Origin of the sequence: Burkholderia sp. Tr-862 (assembly GCF_011753085.1) — a bacterium.
In the GTDB taxonomy this organism is placed as follows: Bacteria; Pseudomonadota; Gammaproteobacteria; order Burkholderiales; family Burkholderiaceae; genus Burkholderia; species Burkholderia ambifaria.
Genome location: NZ_VWWG01000146.1, coordinates 1 through 15716, shown reverse-complemented (window position 1 = coordinate 15716; position 15716 = coordinate 1). Strand labels below are relative to the sequence as shown.

Genomic DNA, 15716 nt, shown 5'->3' with positions numbered 1-15716 from the left:
CGAGCGCGATCCCGCACGCGCGCAGGACGTTCGCCAGGCGCTCGAAGCCGCGGGCGTCGATGCGCTGGTCGGCACCGTGGACGTCACGCGCCGCGACGAGGTCGACGCCTTCGCGCGGACGATCGACGCGCGCTTCGGCGGCCTCGACGTGCTCGTCAACAACGTCGGCGATTTCCTGGGGATCGCGAAACCGTTCGACGATTACGGCGACGACGACATCGCGCGGCTGTTCGACGTGAATCTGCGCCAGGTGTTCGTCGTCACGCGCGCGATGCTGCCGTTGCTGCGCAAGCGCGGCGCAGGCGGCAGCATCGTCGGCGTGTCGTCGATCGAGGGTTTTCGCGCGATTCCGAACTGCACCGTCTATGCGTCGTTCAAGGCCGCGCTGACCGGCTTCACAAAAAGCCTCGCGCTCGAGCTCGGGCCGGCCGGCATCCGCGTGAACCAGATCGCGCCGGAAACCACCGAGACGCCGCAGGTGCCCGTCAGCGCGATGGTCGCGGCCGAGCACCACAGCCACATCCCGCGCTGGATTCCGCTCGGACGCTTCGGTGCCGCCGGCGACATCGCGGGCGCCGCGCTCTTCCTCGCGAGCCCGCTCGCCGCGTGGGTCACCGGCACGACGCTGCACGTGGATGGCGGCGCACTCGCGGCGGCCGGCTGGTATCGCGACCCGAACGGCTTCTGGACCAACATGCCGGTCGTCACCGGCAACGGCTTCAATTTCTGAGCAGGCCGCCGCTGCGCGCGGCGTCATCCGTTCAATCATCGGTTCAATTCAAGCGGCGCATCCGTGCCGCTGCGGGAGACATCATGAAAGTCCTGATCATCGGCGGTACCGGCCTCATCGGCGGCCACGCCGCGCTGCATCTGCGCGCACAAGGCAACGACGTGACGCTCGCCGCGCGCAAGCCGCCGGCGCACGGCACCGCACTCGCGCAGTTCGACGTGCTGCTGCGCGACTACGTCGCCGGCGACTTCACGCGCGACGATCTCGCGCCGTTCGACGCGGTCGTGTTCGCGGCCGGCAACGACATTCGCCACCTGCCGCCCGGCACCGACGAAGCGGCGCACTGGGAACGCGCAAACGTCGACGCGGTGCCGCGCTTCTTCGCGCTCGCGCGCGACGCGGGCGTGAAGCGCGCGGTGCTGGTCGGCAGCTTCTATCCGCAGGTCGCGCCGGCGCTCGTCGACACCGTGCCGTACGTACGCTCGCGTCATCTCGCCGACGAACGCGTGCGCGCGCTCGCGTCGCCGTCGTTCGCGGTATGCAGCGTCAATGCGCCGTTCGTCGTCGGGTCGGTGCCGGGGCTGCGCAACGAGATGTTCGCCGCGTACACGGGCTATGCGCAGGGCAAGCTCGCCGGGCTGCCGGTGTACGGGCCGGCCGGCGGCAGCAACTTCATCTCGACGCAATCGCTGTCGGAAGCGATCTGGGGCGCGCTGCAGCGCGGCGAATCCGGCAAGGCGTATCTCGTCGGCGACGAGAACCTGAGCTTCGCCGACTACTTCGCGGCGTTCTTCCGCGCGGCCGGCAATCCGCAAACGGTGCCGTCGCTCGACCAGGAGCATCCGCTGCTGCCGGACATCGCGATCTATACGGGCCGCGGCAACGTCGTATCGTATGAGCCCGATCCGGCCGATATCGCGCTGCTGCGCTACCGGCGCGGCGACGTGCAGCGCGCGGTCGACGAAGTGGTCGCGCAGTGCGGCGCGTAAGCGCACGCTCGACGCACACGCCAAGCTGAAAACGCGGCTCAAACGACGACGTCCCGCCGCCGGCGACGGATGCCGGCGGCGGGACGTCGATGGCGCTACGTCGATATGCCGCTACGTCGTGGTCGATGCGGCGCGTCAGCCGCCGATGCGCTGTTCGATCTTCTTCATCGTGTCGGTCAGCTCGGTCGGCAGGCGCAGCTTCAGCGTGTCGAACAGCGCCGCATGCAGCTTCAGCTCCTCGCGCCATTCGTCGGCGTTCATCGACGTCACCGCGTCGAACTGCTCGCGCGTGAAGTCGAGCCCGTCCCAGTGCAGGTCGTCATAGGCCGGCGACACGCCGAACGCATGTTCGCCGCCACCGCCGTTGCCTTCGAGGCGATCGAGCATCCACTTCAGCACGCGCATGTTCTCGCCGAAACCCGGCCACACGAACTTGCCGTTCGCGTCCTTGCGGAACCAGTTCACGCAGTAGATCTTCGGCAGCTTCGCGCCCGTGCCTTCGAGCTGCTTGCCGATCTTCAGCCAGTGCGCGAAATAATCGCTCACGTTGTAACCGCAGAACGGCAGCATCGCGAACGGGTCGCGGCGCACGATGCCTTGCTCGCCGACGGCGGCGGCGGTCGTCTCCGAGCCCATCGTTGCGGCCATGTACACGCCTTCGACCCAATCGCGCGCTTCGGTCACGAGCGGCACGGTCGTCGAGCGACGGCCGCCGAAGATGAACGCGTCGATCGGCACGCCGGCCGGGTTCTCCCAGTCCGCGTCGATCGACGGGCATTGCGATGCGGGCGCCGTGAAGCGCGAGTTCGGATGCGCGGCCTTGCGGCCCGTTTCCTTGCCGATTTCCGGCGTCCACGGGTTGCCTTGCCAGTCGGTCAGCTTCGCGGGCGGCGTGTCGGTCAGGCCTTCCCACCACACGTCGCCGTCTTCCGTCAGCGCGACGTTCGTGAAGATCACGTTTTCCTTCAGCGTCGAGATCGCGTTCGGATTGGTCTTCACGCCGGTGCCCGGCGCGACGCCGAAGAAGCCGGCTTCCGGGTTGATCGCGTACAGGCGGCCATCGCGGCCCGGCTTCAGCCACGCGATGTCGTCGCCGATCGTCGTGACCTTCCAGCCGTCGAAGCCCTGCGGCGGAATCAGCATCGCGAAGTTGGTCTTGCCGCACGCGGACGGGAACGCCGCAGCGACGTGATACTTCTTGCCGGCCGGCGACGTCACGCCGAGGATCAGCATGTGTTCGGCGAGCCAGCCCTGGTCGCGGCCCATCGTCGACGCGATGCGCAGCGCGAAGCATTTCTTGCCGAGCAGCGCGTTGCCGCCGTAGCCGGAACCGAAGCTCCAGATCTCGCGCGTCTCGGGGAAATGCACGATGTACTTGACCGGGTTGCACGGCCACGGCACGTCCTTCTGACCCGCGTCCAGCGGATGGCCGACGCTGTGCACGCACGGCACGAAATCGCCGTCCTCGCCGAGCACGTCATAGACCTCGCGGCCCATGCGCGTCATGATCCGCATGTTCACGACCACGTACGGGCTGTCGGACAGCTCGACGCCGATATGCGCGATCGGCGAGCCGAGTGGGCCCATCGAGAACGGCACGACGTACAGCGTGCGTCCGCGCATCGAGCCGCGGAACAGACCGTTCAGCGTCTCGCGCATTTCTTCGGGCGCGATCCAGTTGTTGGTCGGGCCGACGTCGTCGGGCGATGGCGTGCAGATGAACGTGCGATCCTCGACGCGCGCGACGTCCGACGGATCGGATTGCGCGAGATACGAGTTCGGGCGCTTCGCCGGATTCAGGCGCGTGAGCGTGCCCTGGTCGACCATCGCCTGGCACAGCGCGTCGTTCTCTTCCTGCGAGCCGTCGCACCACACGACGCGTTCGGGCTCCGTGAGCGCCGCGATGCGCGACACCCACTCGATCAGTTTGCGATGCTTGACGAAGGCCGGGGGAGCGATCAGCGGGCTGTGCGTCGCTTCGGCCAAGGTGTTATGCGACATGGAAATGTCTCCAGACTATTGGAAGGGGATCGAGGATGCGGGGCGAGCCCGCCAGATGGGTGAATGCGGTCGGAGCGCAGGTGGAAGCGACGCGCAAGGGGGGACGCGCGAGCGGAGCGCGTGTCGATGCCGCGATGCGGGCGAGAGAATGTGATGTCTCGTATGAGCGTGCGAACGCGAGTTTCGCCATGCAAGCAACCTGCCGTACAACTCCATGCCGGCCAGCATACCATCGCCGTTATTGGGCGGGCGTTGCGTTGCAACAAGAAACAATTGTGACGACGCACCGGCATGCCGCTTGCCGGCCAGTCCCTTTTATTGTGCCGACGCGTGCGCTTTGGGGACGAAACGGCTGGAAACGTCCGTCCGGCAAGGGTTTCGCGAAGGCGGAAAAATCGGCGCGACGCGTTCGTATGCAGTGCCCCCGAATGGGCGGGGACCGAATTGGCGTTTTCGCTACTCAGGCAAACCCTGAATTAGGTTGCGCACACAAACATCCGTCGAGAACGCGTTGTGTGCGCCACCGCTCAAAGCGGCGCGCCCGGCAATCCGGGGTAATACGCGCCTGCCGCCATCCCGCCGTCGACAGCCAGCTCGGCGCCGTTGCAGTACGACGCTTCGTCGCTCGCGAGGAACAGCGTCGCGCGCGCGATTTCGTCAGGCAAACCGACGCGTTGCAGCGGCACGTGCGTGTAGTGCTTGTTGACTTCGTCGAGCGGTGCGCCGCTCGGGTTCGACATCGCCGTGTTCACGCCGCCCGGATGGATCGAATTCACGCGCACGCCCTGGTGGCCGAGTTCCAGCGCCGCGACCTTCGTCAGCCCGCGCACGCCCCATTTGCTCGACACGTAAGCGGCCAGCGCGTTCACGCCGCGCAGCCCGTCCACCGACGAAATGTTGACGATCGAGCCGCGCTTCTGCGCGATCATGCGCGGCGCGATCGTGCGAATCCCGACGAACGTGCCGACCAGATTGATCGACACCGCACGCTCGAAGTCGCGTTTCGACAACTCGGTGATCGCGCCGAACATCAGCACCGCCGCGTTGTTGACGAGCACGTCGATGCGGCCGAACTGCTCGACGGTCGCGTCGGCGACGCGCGCCCAGTTCGCTTCGTCGGCCACGTCGAGCCGCATGAAGCGCGCGGCGTCGCCGAGTTCGCGCGCGAGCGCCTCGCCTTCCGCGTCGAGCACGTCGCCGATCACGACGCGCGCGCCCTCTTCGACGAACAGCCTGCATGTCGCCGCGCCCATCCCGCGCGCGCCGCCCGTGACGATCGCTACCTTTCCTTCCAGTCGACCCATGTCGTCCTCTCTTCGATGTCTTGCGATTTCGGTTTGTCCGGTTTGCCGGCCTCGACGTGCGCATGCGCGCCTGCGTGCCGGCCCATGATTGGCCATGCAGCGGCGCGGGAACCCCGCGCCCGCCGTCAGCCCCAGTACGCCTGCCCGCCGTCGAGCGGCAGCGTCGCGCCCGTCAGGTACGCGGCATCGCGGCTCGCGAGAAACACGATCGCGCGCCCGATGTCCTGCTCGCAGTCGCCGACGCGTCCTAGCGGGATCGTGCGGAAGAACGCGGCGGCCTCGTCCGGATTCGCGTCGACCCAGCCCTTCAGCGCCGGCGACAGCGCATGCGGCGCGACCGCGTTCACGCGGATGGCGTCGGCGCCCCATTCGCATGCCGCCGCACGCGTGAGCGCGCGAATCGCTTCCTTGGTCGCCGCGTAGGCGCCGTAACCCGACGTGTCCCAGCGCACCGCGGCCGACGACGCGAAATTGACGATCACGCCGTCACCCTTCAGATGCGGATGGCATGCGCGCATCATCCGCAGCGTCGCGATCGGCCCCGACTCGAGGCCCGCGAGGAAATCCGCGTCGGTCACGTCGAGCAGGCGGCCGAGCGGCACGACCTGCGCGTTGTTGATCAGGATCTGCACGCCGCGGAACCGTTCGACGACCGCGTCGACGCACCGCGCGATCTGCGCGGCGTCCATCACGTCGCACACGAACGGCTCCGCGACACCGCCGCGTGCGCGGATGGCGTCGCAGGTCGCGACCAGCTTGTCGCGCGTGCGGCCGACCACGGCCACCTGCGCGCCTTCGGCCGCGAGCGCGTGCGCCACGCCTTGCCCGACGCCCTGCCCCGCGCCCGTCACGAGCGCGACCTTGCCTTCGAGGATGCCCATGCGTGCTCCTTAAGCGACGATCGCGGGGTGAGCCTGCACGGGGCCGCCGAGCAACGCGCGATACGACGGCGGCTGCTTGCCGTCGAGATCCGCGATGCCGTACTGCAACGCGGCTTCCGCGCCGACCAGCACCTGCCCGGACAACGCCATGCGCTGCGGATCGGCGTGGATCGCGTGAATCACGCGGCCGGTGAATTCCGGGCTTTCGGCGACGAGCGAAAATTCCTGGTACAGGTTCGGATGTTCTTCCCATACGCGTGTGGTGCGCTCGGTGCGCAGCGGCCCCATCCAGATCGACACGGCCGCGACGTCGACCGGCTTCAGGTCGACGGCCATGTCCTTCGCGAACTTGTCGACGCCGGATTTCTGCGCGCCGTACGCGGCGCCGTGCATGTAGCAGCTCGCGCCGAACGACGACATGAACGCGATCAGCCCGCTGCGCCGCTTCGCCATCAACGGCGCGGCATGCCAGCTCGCGACGTACGCGGAGCGCAGGCCGACATCGAGGATGTTCACGAGGTCGAGCGACTTCTCCCAGAACGGGCCCGGCAGGATCAGTTGATCGTGCAGATAGGTCGCGTTGTTGACGAGAATGTCGAGCCGCCCGCTTTCGCGTTCGACGCGCTCGAACAGCGCCTTCACCTGGGCGTCGTCCGCGTGGTCGCACGCGACCGCGATCCCGCGGCCACCGAGCGCGTCGATCTCGCGCGCGGTCTCGTGGATCGTGCCGGGCAGCGGCGCATCGCCTTCGTTCTGCGAGCGGCCCGTCACGTAGACGGTCATGCCGGCCGCGCCGAGTGCGCGTGCGATGCCCTTGCCCGCGCCGCGCGACGCGCCGGTCACGACGGCGACCGGCGCCTCGTGGTTCTGTGTCATGTTCGATGTCTCCTGGGGAATGTTTTCAACCGACGTGGGCGATATGCGGCGTCGCACATCACGCGGCAGGCGGTTGCGCGCCGGCGAACAGCACGCCCGGCGCATCGCCGTCATAGCGGGCGGACAGCGTCGACGTGACGACGCAGCGCGTGGCCGCGATCTTCCATTCGCCGTCGATCTTGCGGTATTCGTCGTCGTAGGTCGCGCCGAGCTGCGTGAGCGTGCGCGCGTGGGTGTCGAGCATCTGGTAATGCAGGCCCCACGTGCCGCGCGCGTGCGTGTCGTCGAGCACGGTGATGTCGGGATTCACGCCGTGGTGCATCTCGACGATGTGCGGATGGCAGCCGAGCCGCTCGAACACATCGACGAGCGCATCGCGATGGTCGAACGTGCCGATCCGGCCGTAGTCGATTCGCACGGTGCCGGGCGCGAAGCAGTCGCGCATCCCTTCGGGATCCTTGCGATCGCAGCACGTGAAGTAGCGCGCCTTCAGGCGGCGGATCGCGTCGGCGTCCTCGAGCCTGCGCACGCGCACTTCCATTCGTTCGATCGGGGTCATGCCGCCTCCTTGGTCTCGTGTGCGCGGATCGAAGCCGCGTCGACGCCACGTTACAGGCGCACGAGAGGCCGGCCATCACCTGTTTGGATGAAACCGGCGGTCCGTATCGGCGGCGGCGAACGCGGCCGGTGCGGCGTTCGTCCGAACAGACGATGTGACGCAGGCGGCTTCGTTCCTACCATCGGACGACACCACCACGAGATACGGCGATGGACGAGACGACCCGCACGCTCTACGAATACGAGCAGATCCGCCAGTTGAAGTACCGGTATTTCCGCGCGGTCGACACGCACGACTGGTCGCTGCTCGCGCAATGCCTGACCGAGGATTGCGAAGCACGGCTGTACGGCGGCCGCTATGCGTACGACGGCCGCGACGCGTTCGTGTCGAGCCTGCGCGAGCTGATCGGCAAGCCGACCTTCCTGACGATGCATCACGGCCATCACCCCGAACTCACGCTGGTGTCGCCCGATCACGCGTGCGGCGTATGGTTTCTCGAGGATCACGCGATCAATCTCGAGGACGACTATCTGCTGCACGGCACCGCGTTCTACGACGACCAGTACGTGAAGCGCGACGGCGTGTGGCGCATCCACGCGACGCGCCACGAGCGGCTGTTCGAAACCGTCACGTCGCCGATTCCGCCGTCGTTCACGCTGACCGCGACCCGCTTCGCACCGGACGCACACGATGCGGCCGATGCTGCCGTCAGCGCGTCCTGAAACGCGGCGGCGGCGCCGCCGATCCCGTCATTCCCCCCTGGAGCCGAAGCAATGGAGAAAGTCATTTACGTGTTGTGGCGCGATGCGCAGGCCGCGCCCGAGCCATGGAGCCGCAGCGTGCGCGCGCAGCTCGCCGACAAGCTGCTGTCGCTCGGCGCGCACGGCGTGCAGGTGAACGTCGCCGACGCCGATGTCGCGCCGGCCGCCGGCCTGAAGCAGACCAACACGCACCCGGGCATCGACGGGATCGTCGCGGTGTGGGTCGACAGCGCGAACCCGATGTTCCGCCAGCCGTTCGACGACGCGGTGCGCACGGTCGTGCCGCACATGGCCGCGTATCTCGTCACCGAGTCGCAACCGATTCCGAACACGCGTTTTCCGGCGCGGCCCGGCGAGCGCACGAGCGGGTTCTCGCAGCTCGCGTTCCTGAAGCGCCCGCCGCGTCTCACGCACGAAGCGTGGCTCGACGTGTGGCACGGCCATCACACGCGCGTCGCGATCGATACGCAGGACAACTTCCTGTACGTGCAGAACGTCGTCGTGCGCGCGCTCACGCATGCGGCGCCCGGCTACGACGCGATCGTCGAGGAATGCTTCCCGGCCGCGGCGATGACCGATCCGTACGCGTTCTTCGATGCGGTCGGCGACGAGGAGAAGTTCCAGCGCAACGTCGCGCAGATGATGGACAGCTGCGGACGCTTCATCGATTTCGACAAGATCGACGTGGTGCCGACGAGCCAGTACGTCGTGAAGGCGGTGCGCGGATAAAAAAAACGCCAACCCGCGCTAAACGGGTTGGCGTCGTGCCGCGGGTGCGACGATTACGAGAACTGGTTCATCGTGTTGTCCTTGCCCGCTGCCTTCAGCGCTGCGTCGCCGCTGAAGTATTCCTTGTGGTCGTCGCCGATATCCGAGCCGGACATGTTCTGGTGCTTGACGCACGCGATGCCCTGGCGGATTTCCTTGCGCTGCACGCCGGCCACGTAACCGAGCATGCCCTGGTCGCCGAAGTATTCCTTCGCGAGGTTGTCGGTCGACAGCGCAGCCGTGTGGTACGTCGGCAGCGTGATCAGGTGATGGAAGATGCCCGCTTCACGCGACGCATCGGCCTGGAACGTGCGGATCTTCTCGTCGGCGAGCGCGGCCAGCTCGGTCTGGTCGTACTCGACGCTCATCAGCTGCGCGCGGTCGTATGCCGACACGTCCTTGCCCTCTGCCTGCATCGCGTCATACACCTGCTGACGGAAGTTCAGCGTCCAGTTGAACGACGGGCTGTTGTTGTACACCAGCTTCGCATTCGGGATCACCTTGCGGATTTCGCTGACCATGCCGCCGATCTGCGCGATGTGCGGCTTTTCGGTTTCGATCCACAGCAGGTCGGCGCCGTTCTGCAGCGACGTGATGCAATCCAGCACGCAACGCGCTTCGCCCGTGCCCGAGCGGAACTGGAACAGGTTGCTCGGCAGGCGCTTCGGACGCAGCAGCTTGCCGTCGCGCTTGATGACGACGTCACCGTTGCCGAGCTGGTCGGCCGACAGCTCTTCGCAGTCGAGGAACGCGTTGTACTGGTCGCCCAGGTCGCCCGGCGTGTTGGTCACGGCGATCTGCTTGGTCAAGCCGGCGCCGAGCGAGTCGGTACGGGCGACGATGATGCCGTCGTCCACGCCCAGTTCCAGGAACGCGTAGCGGATCGCGCGGATCTTCGCGAGGAAGTCCTCGTGCGGCACCGTGACCTTGCCGTCCTGGTGGCCGCACTGCTTCTCGTCGGACACCTGGTTCTCGATCTGGATGCAGCACGCGCCTGCTTCGATGAACTGCTTGGCCAGCAGGTACGTTGCTTCGGCATTGCCGAAACCGGCGTCGATGTCGGCGATGATCGGCACGACGTGCGTCACGTGGTTGTCGATCTTTTCCTGGATCGCGGCCTTGGCAGCCGCATCCTTGGCCGCATCCAGCTCGCGGAACAGGCCGCCCAGCTCACGGGCGTCGGCCTGGCGCAGGAACGTGTACAGCTCGCGGATCAGCGCGCTGACCGAGGTCTTTTCATGCATCGACTGGTCCGGCAGCGGGCCGAACTCCGAACGCAGCGCGGCGACCATCCAGCCCGACAGGTACAGGTAACGGCGTTCGGTGCTGTTGAAGTGCTTCTTGATGGAGATCATCTTCTGCTGGCCGATGAAGCCGTGCCAGCAACCCAGCGACTGCGTGTACTTGGTCGGGTCCGCATCGTACGCGGCCATGTCGGCGCGCATGATCTTCGCGGTGTAGCGGGCGATGTCCAGGCCCGTCTTGAACTTGTTCTGGGCGCGCATGCGGGCAGCCGATTCCGGATTGATGGCATCCCACGCGCTGCCTTGCTTCTCCTTCAAACCAGCCACTGCCTTGATGTCGTCTTGATATTGGGACATGTCTATCTCCTGGGAACGAAGCGCATTTGAGTAAAGGGTTCAGCGTGCCCGCTCCGTGTGACGAAGCGAACTGCATGGACTTAATAGTAACGCCGCCCGGTGCGCTGTCGATGAAGTCTTATATAAGACATAAGATATAAATTTCGCTTGTTTTTCAATGAGATAAGCGCGCGTTTTTGCGATGCAAAACAAGTTTTCAAGCGGCGGGACGGCCGCGCGCCGGAAATTCGACCGGCGTTCCGCGATATGAAACGATCTTTCGGCTGTTGGTGCGACGACAGACATGGCGATCCATGCTGCGGGCTTTTGTCATACGCATGACAAAACTTCTATACTTGGACAATCCATTGACGGCGCACCGAATGCGCCCCTCCTGCCCGGAACGACATGAGCGACTACCCCGTTTTCGACACGCTGTGCGAGCTGCTGACAACCTCCGGCGCGCGGTTCCGCGTGCTGGATCACCCGGCCGAAGGCAAATCCGACGTGATCGCCGCGATTCGCGGCACGCGTCCCGAACAGGGCGCGAAGGCGATGCTCTGTACATTCAAGGACGGCGGCGGCGCCACCGCGCTCGCGGTGATCCCCGGCCACCTGAAGATCGATTTCCGCAAGGTCGCCGACGCGCTCGGCCGCCGCAAGGCGACGCTCGCGCCGCCCGAACTCGCGGCCGCGGTCACGCGCTGCGTGATGGGCGCCGTGCCGCCGTTCGTGTTCGACGCGAACGTGACGCTCGTCGTCGACCCCGCGCTGATCGAACTCAACGACGAAATCGCGTTCAACGCGGGCCGCCTCGACCGCTCGGTCGTGCTCGACGCGTCCGACTACGTGCGGATCGCCCGCCCGCTGCTGGCCGACATCACGCGGCCGGAAGCCGCCAACGCGCCCGCGCTGCAGGCCAACGCATGACCACGCCACGCCCCCGCCCGCAACTGGAGCAGGCATCGCTGATCGAGCAGGTGCTGCGCATCGCCGAAGGGCTCGGCGCGATGTTCGCGCCGTTCACCGAGGTCGTCGTGCACGACCTGCGCACGCCGGAACACGCGATCCTCGCGATCCACAACAACCTGTCGGGCCGCGCGGTCGGCGATCCGGCGACCGAGCTCGGGCTCGCCCGCATCGAGGACGACGACTACCCGCAGGTGCTCGCGAACTACGCGAACCGCTTCGCCGACGGCCGCACCGCGAAAAGCACGTCGATCGGCATCAAGGATTCGAGCGGCCGCTACGTGGCCGCGCTGTGCCTGAACGCGGACGTCACGCTGTTCCGCGGCTTCCAGGGCATGCTGAACCAGTTCTGCAGCACCGAAGGCGAACCCGTCATCGACACGCTCGACCCGGCCGGTGCGGACGCGATCCGGCAGCGCATCGATGCGTTCGCGACGCGCCTGGCGACCACGCCGCGCGAGCTGAAGACCGACCAGCGCCGCGAGCTGATGCAGACGCTGAAGGCGGACGGCTTCCTCGAGGTGCGCCGCGCGATGGAAATCGTGTCGCAGCACCTCGGCGTGTCGCGCGCCACCGTCTACAACGATGCGAAATGATGCGTGATGCGCAGGCGCGCCCGGCGCGCGCCCTGCTGACCAATTGACCGACCTTCCGACGAGCGACTCATGAACACTCCGACCCTCCCCACCTACGACGACGTCGCGGCCGCCGCGGCACGGCTCGAAGGCCACGCGCACCGCACGCCCGTGATGACGTCGCGCACGATCGACGAAGCGCTCGGCGCGCAGGTGTTCTTCAAGTGCGAGAACCTGCAGCGTATGGGCGCATTCAAGTTCCGCGGCGCGTTCAACGCGCTGTCGCGCTTCGACGCGACGCAGCGCCGCAACGGCGTCGTCGCGTTCTCGTCCGGCAACCATGCGCAGGCGATCGCGCTGTCGGCGCGCATCCTCGGCATTCCGGCGACGATCGTGATGCCGCAGGACGCGCCGGCCGCGAAGATGGCCGCGACGCGCGGCTACGGCGGCAACGTCGTGACCTACGACCGCTACACCGAGGACCGCGAGCAGATCGGCCGCGAGCTTGCGGACAAACACGGGCTCACGCTGGTCCCGCCGTACGACCATGCGGACGTGATCGCGGGCCAGGGCACGGCGGCAAAGGAATTGTTCGACGAGGTCGGGCCGCTGGACGCGGTGTTCACGCCGCTCGGCGGCGGCGGCCTGTTGTCGGGCACGGCGCTCGCCACGCGCGCGCTGTCGCCGCACGCAAAGCTGTACGGCGTCGAGCCGGAAGCCGGCAACGACGGCCAGCAGTCGTTCCGGTCCGGCTCGATCGTCCATATCGACACGCCGCGCACGATCGCCGACGGCGCGCAGACGCAGCACCTCGGCAACCTGACGTTTCCGATCCTGCGGCGCGACGTCGACGACATCCTGACCGCGACCGACGCCGAGCTGGTCGACTGCATGCGTTTCTTCGCGACCCGTATGAAGATTGTCGTCGAGCCGACCGGCTGCCTGTCGCTCGCGGCCGCGCGCCGGATGAAGGACGAACTGAAGGGCAAGCGCGTCGGCATCGTGATCAGCGGCGGCAACGTCGATCTCGAGAACTTCTGCGCGCTGGTGTCCGCCTCCGCATGACCGTCGGCGCACGCGGATGACCTGGATGAACATCCTGTCATCCGCGTGCCGCCGCTCCTTCACGGCGCGTTAAGTTTCGCGCCCTAGACTGATCAGGTATCCCGCAGTCGTGAAGAAGGAGTCGCCATGAACATGCACGCGATCGTCGCCGCCGCCCTCGCGGCAGCATCCCTTTCGGCGTTCGCTCAACAGGGCGTTACGTCATCCAGCCCTCCCGCCGCGTCGCCGCACGGCCCCGTCGCGCAGGCCACCCACCGTTCGCCCGCCGCGCTGCCGCCCGCCGGCTTCGTGCTCGCGAAGATCGATCAGAACAATACGCCGCCCGATCGCGGCGGCGATCCCAGCGGCCGCACGCGCTCGGGCTCGCATATGTAAAACGTGAGCCGGCCGCGTCGGACGGCCGGCCCCTGTCACGACACAACAACGACATCACAACGACGGCAGCGACGGATCGCGTGCGGCGAGGATGTCCGCGGTGCGCCGCTGCAGCGCGCCGTCGATCGTCTCCGGTTGCGGAATCAGCCAGTAACGCCCGTCTCGAATGCCATCGAACACCCGCGCGGCGAATGCGTCGGGCGTGAGTCCGTGCGCGTGCAGCATCGCGCGCATCGTATCGACGAAGCCCTGCACTTCGGGCCGGTCGTGCGTGGCGCCGAACGGGTCGTTGAAGATGCCCGACTGCACCGGGCCGGGCGCGAGCAGCGACACGCCGACCGGCGCGCCGAGCATCTTCAGCTCGCCGTACAGCGATTCGGTCAGCGCGACCACCGCGAATTTCGTCGCCGAGTAAGGCGACATCAACGGGCTCGGCAGGAACCCGCCGACCGACGCGGTGTTGACGACGCGCGCCGGCACGTTGCGTTCGAGCATGCGCGGCACGAAGCTGCGAATCCCGTTCATCACGCCGTGCACGTTGATCGCGAAACTGCGCTCGAACCGTTCCGGCGTGATTTCCCAGCTGAAGCCGGTCGCCATCACGCCCGCGTTGTTGAACAGCAGGTCGACGCCGCCGAAGCGCTGCCAGGCGGCGTCGGCCAGCGCGTCGACGGCTTCCGGCCGGCTCACGTCGGTCGGCACGCACAGCACGTCCGTGTCGAGCGTGGCGGCGAATGCGTCGAGCTTCGCCGGGTCGAGGTCGGCCAGCACCACGCGCATGCCGAGCGCGGCCGCGTGGCGCGCGAGGCCGCTGCCGATGCCGCTGGCCGCGCCGGTGATCACGGCGGTGCCGCCGTCGAAGCGAATCGAATGTGTCATGTCAGCGTCCGGTCGGGTCGATACGGGGATGCGCATACGCGGGAATCACGGGCGGCGGCAACGGCGTGCGGCCGTCGAGCGAGCGCACCGCGAGCCCCTGCGACAGCGGGAAATGCAGGCTGTGCGTGACGAGGCCCGTGCGCTCGCGCGCCGGCAGACTGCACAGCGCGAGCGCGGTTTCCGCGAGATAGGCGACGTCCTCGGTCGGATAGCCTTCCGGGATGTAACGTGCCGCGCCCGGCGTACGGATCGCGGTGCTCGGCGCGACCAGGTTCACCGCGATGCCGTCGACTTCGAGTTCGGCCGCGAGCCCCTGCGTGAAGCGCGACAGCGCGGCCTTGGCCGCCGCATAGACGGTCGCGCCGCCCGCGCGCGAGAAATCGTCGAACGGCCGCAGCGGCGCGAGTGCGGTGACCGAGCCGACGTTCACGATCCAGCCGGCGCCGCGCGCACGCATCAGCGGGATCGCGGCCTGGCTCAGTGCGAACGGGATGCGCAGATAGTGTTCGATCGTCGTGTCGAACATCGCCATCGGCATCGCGTCGACGCACGAGTAGTCGGCCACACCCGCGTTGTTCACGAGGATGTCGAGGCCGCCGGCAGCCTGTGCCGCGCGCCCGACGAGCGCATCGCGCTCGGCCGGGTTCGACAGGTCGGCCGCGAGTGCGATCGCGCGGCCGCCCGCCTGTTCGATCAGCGCGACTGTTTCGGCGAGCGTGCCGGCGGTCGTCGCCGATTGCGTGAGGCTGCGCGCCGTCACGACGACGGTCGCGCCTTCGGACGCGAGGCGCTGCGCGATCGCGCGGCCGATGCCGCGGCTCGCGCCGGTCACGAGCGCGCATTTGCCCGCGAGCGTCGCGGTTCGGGTGTCGGTCATGATGTCTCCGATGGAATTGTGGGTGCGTGCCGTTCAGCCCGCGATATCCGCAACATGCAGCACGAACTTGGTTTTCGCGTCGCCCGTTTGAACGAGATCGAGCGCGCGTGCGGCCTGTTCCAGCGGGAAACTGTCGAAGCGCGGCACGTGCAATACGCGCTGGCCGAGCCGTTCGGCGATCGAGGCGAGCGTGGCGCCGCTCGGCATCCGGCTGTACGTCATCGCGGTGCGCAGGCCGCGCCGCGCGGCTTCGGCCGCCGTCACGGCAAGCCGCTCGGCATCACCGGCCGCGAGCGTCATGATGGTCACGAGCGTGCCGCCGGGCGCCAGCAGGTCGAGCGCATCGGGCAGCGTGTCGCCGCCGACCGCGTCGAGCACGAGATCGACGCCGCCGGGGGCCCACGCCCGCAGGGCCGCCGCGATGTCCTGCGCGCGATAGTCGATGCTCACAGCCGCGCCGAGCGATTCGACCCTCGCGCGGTTGCGCCCCGAGCACGTCGCGGCGCACCGTGCGCCCGCCTGGGCCC

17 protein-coding genes are annotated in these 15716 nt (G+C 67.6%); 8 read left to right on the top strand and 9 right to left on the bottom strand.

Going from position 1 to position 15716, the window contains the following annotated elements; translation table 11 throughout:
* On the top strand, positions 1-730 hold a 730-nt coding region (locus F3J14_RS27465), incomplete at its 5' end, for an SDR family oxidoreductase (protein WP_166725638.1).
* A gap of 83 nt (positions 731-813) precedes the next feature.
* Positions 814-1719, top strand: a complete 906-nt coding sequence (locus tag F3J14_RS27460; RefSeq protein ID WP_166725637.1) for an NAD-dependent epimerase/dehydratase family protein — start codon at positions 814-816, stop codon at positions 1717-1719.
* A gap of 135 nt (positions 1720-1854) precedes the next feature.
* Here F3J14_RS27460 and F3J14_RS27455 read toward each other — a convergent pair whose 3' ends face one another.
* The 5 genes from F3J14_RS27455 to F3J14_RS27435 all read right to left on the bottom strand — a co-directional run bounded on the left by F3J14_RS27455 (position 1855) and on the right by F3J14_RS27435 (position 7340).
* A complete protein-coding gene (locus F3J14_RS27455; RefSeq protein ID WP_166725636.1) occupies positions 1855-3720 on the bottom strand; it encodes a phosphoenolpyruvate carboxykinase (GTP) in 1866 nt (621 codons plus the stop codon).
* A 527-nt stretch (positions 3721-4247) separates the two neighbouring features.
* Positions 4248-5024, bottom strand: coding sequence for a glucose 1-dehydrogenase (locus F3J14_RS27450; RefSeq protein ID WP_166725635.1), 777 nt, complete (start codon positions 5022-5024; stop codon positions 4248-4250).
* 125 nt (positions 5025-5149) lie between these two features.
* Entirely contained in the window at positions 5150-5905 is a 756-nt protein-coding gene (locus F3J14_RS27445) for an SDR family oxidoreductase (protein ID WP_166725634.1), read from the bottom strand.
* Between the two features lie 9 nt (positions 5906-5914).
* Complete coding sequence (locus F3J14_RS27440) at positions 5915-6781, bottom strand: SDR family NAD(P)-dependent oxidoreductase (protein WP_166725633.1); 867 nt, start codon at positions 6779-6781, stop codon at positions 5915-5917.
* A gap of 58 nt (positions 6782-6839) precedes the next feature.
* Positions 6840-7340, bottom strand: coding sequence for a nuclear transport factor 2 family protein (locus F3J14_RS27435; protein WP_166725632.1), 501 nt, complete (start codon positions 7338-7340; stop codon positions 6840-6842).
* 209 nt (positions 7341-7549) lie between these two features.
* Between F3J14_RS27435 and F3J14_RS27430 the strand changes: the two genes are divergently transcribed.
* Both F3J14_RS27430 and F3J14_RS27425 read left to right on the top strand, forming a co-directional pair.
* Complete coding sequence (locus F3J14_RS27430) at positions 7550-8062, top strand: nuclear transport factor 2 family protein (protein ID WP_166725631.1); 513 nt, start codon at positions 7550-7552, stop codon at positions 8060-8062.
* Positions 8063-8113: 51 nt separating this feature from the next.
* On the top strand, positions 8114-8830 hold the full coding sequence (locus tag F3J14_RS27425; protein WP_166725630.1) for an EthD domain-containing protein: 717 nt from the start codon (positions 8114-8116) through the stop codon (positions 8828-8830).
* Between the two features lie 53 nt (positions 8831-8883).
* On the opposite strand, the gene F3J14_RS27420 is transcribed toward F3J14_RS27425, so the two are convergent.
* Positions 8884-10470, bottom strand: coding sequence for an isocitrate lyase (locus F3J14_RS27420; protein ID WP_166725629.1), 1587 nt, complete (start codon positions 10468-10470; stop codon positions 8884-8886).
* A gap of 387 nt (positions 10471-10857) precedes the next feature.
* Between F3J14_RS27420 and F3J14_RS27415 the strand changes: the two genes are divergently transcribed.
* From F3J14_RS27415 to F3J14_RS27400, 4 genes are all read left to right on the top strand, one after another.
* Complete coding sequence (locus F3J14_RS27415) at positions 10858-11379, top strand: YbaK/prolyl-tRNA synthetase associated domain-containing protein (protein WP_166725628.1); 522 nt, start codon at positions 10858-10860, stop codon at positions 11377-11379.
* Entirely contained in the window at positions 11376-12014 is a 639-nt protein-coding gene (locus F3J14_RS27410; protein ID WP_166725627.1) for a PAS domain-containing protein, read from the top strand. Before F3J14_RS27415 ends, F3J14_RS27410 begins: the two co-directional genes overlap by 4 nt.
* Before the next feature lie 69 nt (positions 12015-12083).
* Positions 12084-13058 carry a threo-3-hydroxy-L-aspartate ammonia-lyase gene (locus F3J14_RS27405; protein ID WP_166725626.1) on the top strand — a complete coding sequence of 325 codons (975 nt, stop codon included), beginning with the start codon at positions 12084-12086 and terminating at the stop codon, positions 13056-13058.
* A gap of 126 nt (positions 13059-13184) precedes the next feature.
* The gene (locus tag F3J14_RS27400) at positions 13185-13433 is read left to right on the top strand and encodes a hypothetical protein (RefSeq protein WP_166725625.1); all 249 of its coding nucleotides are present in this window, start codon (positions 13185-13187) and stop codon (positions 13431-13433) included.
* A gap of 54 nt (positions 13434-13487) precedes the next feature.
* On the opposite strand, the gene F3J14_RS27395 is transcribed toward F3J14_RS27400, so the two are convergent.
* The 3 genes from F3J14_RS27395 to F3J14_RS27385 all read right to left on the bottom strand — a co-directional run.
* Positions 13488-14312 (bottom strand): SDR family NAD(P)-dependent oxidoreductase, encoded by an 825-nt coding sequence (locus tag F3J14_RS27395; RefSeq protein ID WP_166725624.1) that lies wholly within the window; start codon positions 14310-14312, stop codon positions 13488-13490.
* A gap of 1 nt (position 14313) precedes the next feature.
* Positions 14314-15189 carry an SDR family NAD(P)-dependent oxidoreductase gene (locus tag F3J14_RS27390; protein WP_166725623.1) on the bottom strand — a complete coding sequence of 292 codons (876 nt, stop codon included), beginning with the start codon at positions 15187-15189 and terminating at the stop codon, positions 14314-14316.
* Positions 15190-15222: 33 nt separating this feature from the next.
* Positions 15223-15716 (bottom strand): zinc-binding dehydrogenase (locus F3J14_RS27385; RefSeq protein WP_166725622.1); only part of this gene is annotated, 494 nt, incomplete at its 5' end.

Coding starts and splice junctions, on each gene's coding strand:
- F3J14_RS27460 (WP_166725637.1), top strand. CDS start 814: ATGAAAGTCCTGATCATCGGCGGTACCGGCCTCATCGGCGGCCACGCC.
- F3J14_RS27410 (WP_166725627.1), top strand. CDS start 11,376: ATGACCACGCCACGCCCCCGCCCGCAACTGGAGCAGGCATCGCTGATC.
- F3J14_RS27450 (WP_166725635.1), bottom strand. CDS start 5,024: ATGGGTCGACTGGAAGGAAAGGTAGCGATCGTCACGGGCGGCGCGCGC.
- F3J14_RS27405 (WP_166725626.1), top strand. CDS start 12,084: ATGAACACTCCGACCCTCCCCACCTACGACGACGTCGCGGCCGCCGCG.
- F3J14_RS27415 (WP_166725628.1), top strand. CDS start 10,858: ATGAGCGACTACCCCGTTTTCGACACGCTGTGCGAGCTGCTGACAACC.
- F3J14_RS27425 (WP_166725630.1), top strand. CDS start 8,114: ATGGAGAAAGTCATTTACGTGTTGTGGCGCGATGCGCAGGCCGCGCCC.
- F3J14_RS27440 (WP_166725633.1), bottom strand. CDS start 6,781: ATGACACAGAACCACGAGGCGCCGGTCGCCGTCGTGACCGGCGCGTCG.
- F3J14_RS27400 (WP_166725625.1), top strand. CDS start 13,185: ATGAACATGCACGCGATCGTCGCCGCCGCCCTCGCGGCAGCATCCCTT.
- F3J14_RS27395 (WP_166725624.1), bottom strand. CDS start 14,312: ATGACACATTCGATTCGCTTCGACGGCGGCACCGCCGTGATCACCGGC.
- F3J14_RS27420 (WP_166725629.1), bottom strand. CDS start 10,470: ATGTCCCAATATCAAGACGACATCAAGGCAGTGGCTGGTTTGAAGGAG.
- F3J14_RS27390 (WP_166725623.1), bottom strand. CDS start 15,189: ATGACCGACACCCGAACCGCGACGCTCGCGGGCAAATGCGCGCTCGTG.
- F3J14_RS27435 (WP_166725632.1), bottom strand. CDS start 7,340: ATGACCCCGATCGAACGAATGGAAGTGCGCGTGCGCAGGCTCGAGGAC.
- F3J14_RS27430 (WP_166725631.1), top strand. CDS start 7,550: ATGGACGAGACGACCCGCACGCTCTACGAATACGAGCAGATCCGCCAG.
- F3J14_RS27445 (WP_166725634.1), bottom strand. CDS start 5,905: ATGGGCATCCTCGAAGGCAAGGTCGCGCTCGTGACGGGCGCGGGGCAG.
- F3J14_RS27455 (WP_166725636.1), bottom strand. CDS start 3,720: ATGTCGCATAACACCTTGGCCGAAGCGACGCACAGCCCGCTGATCGCT.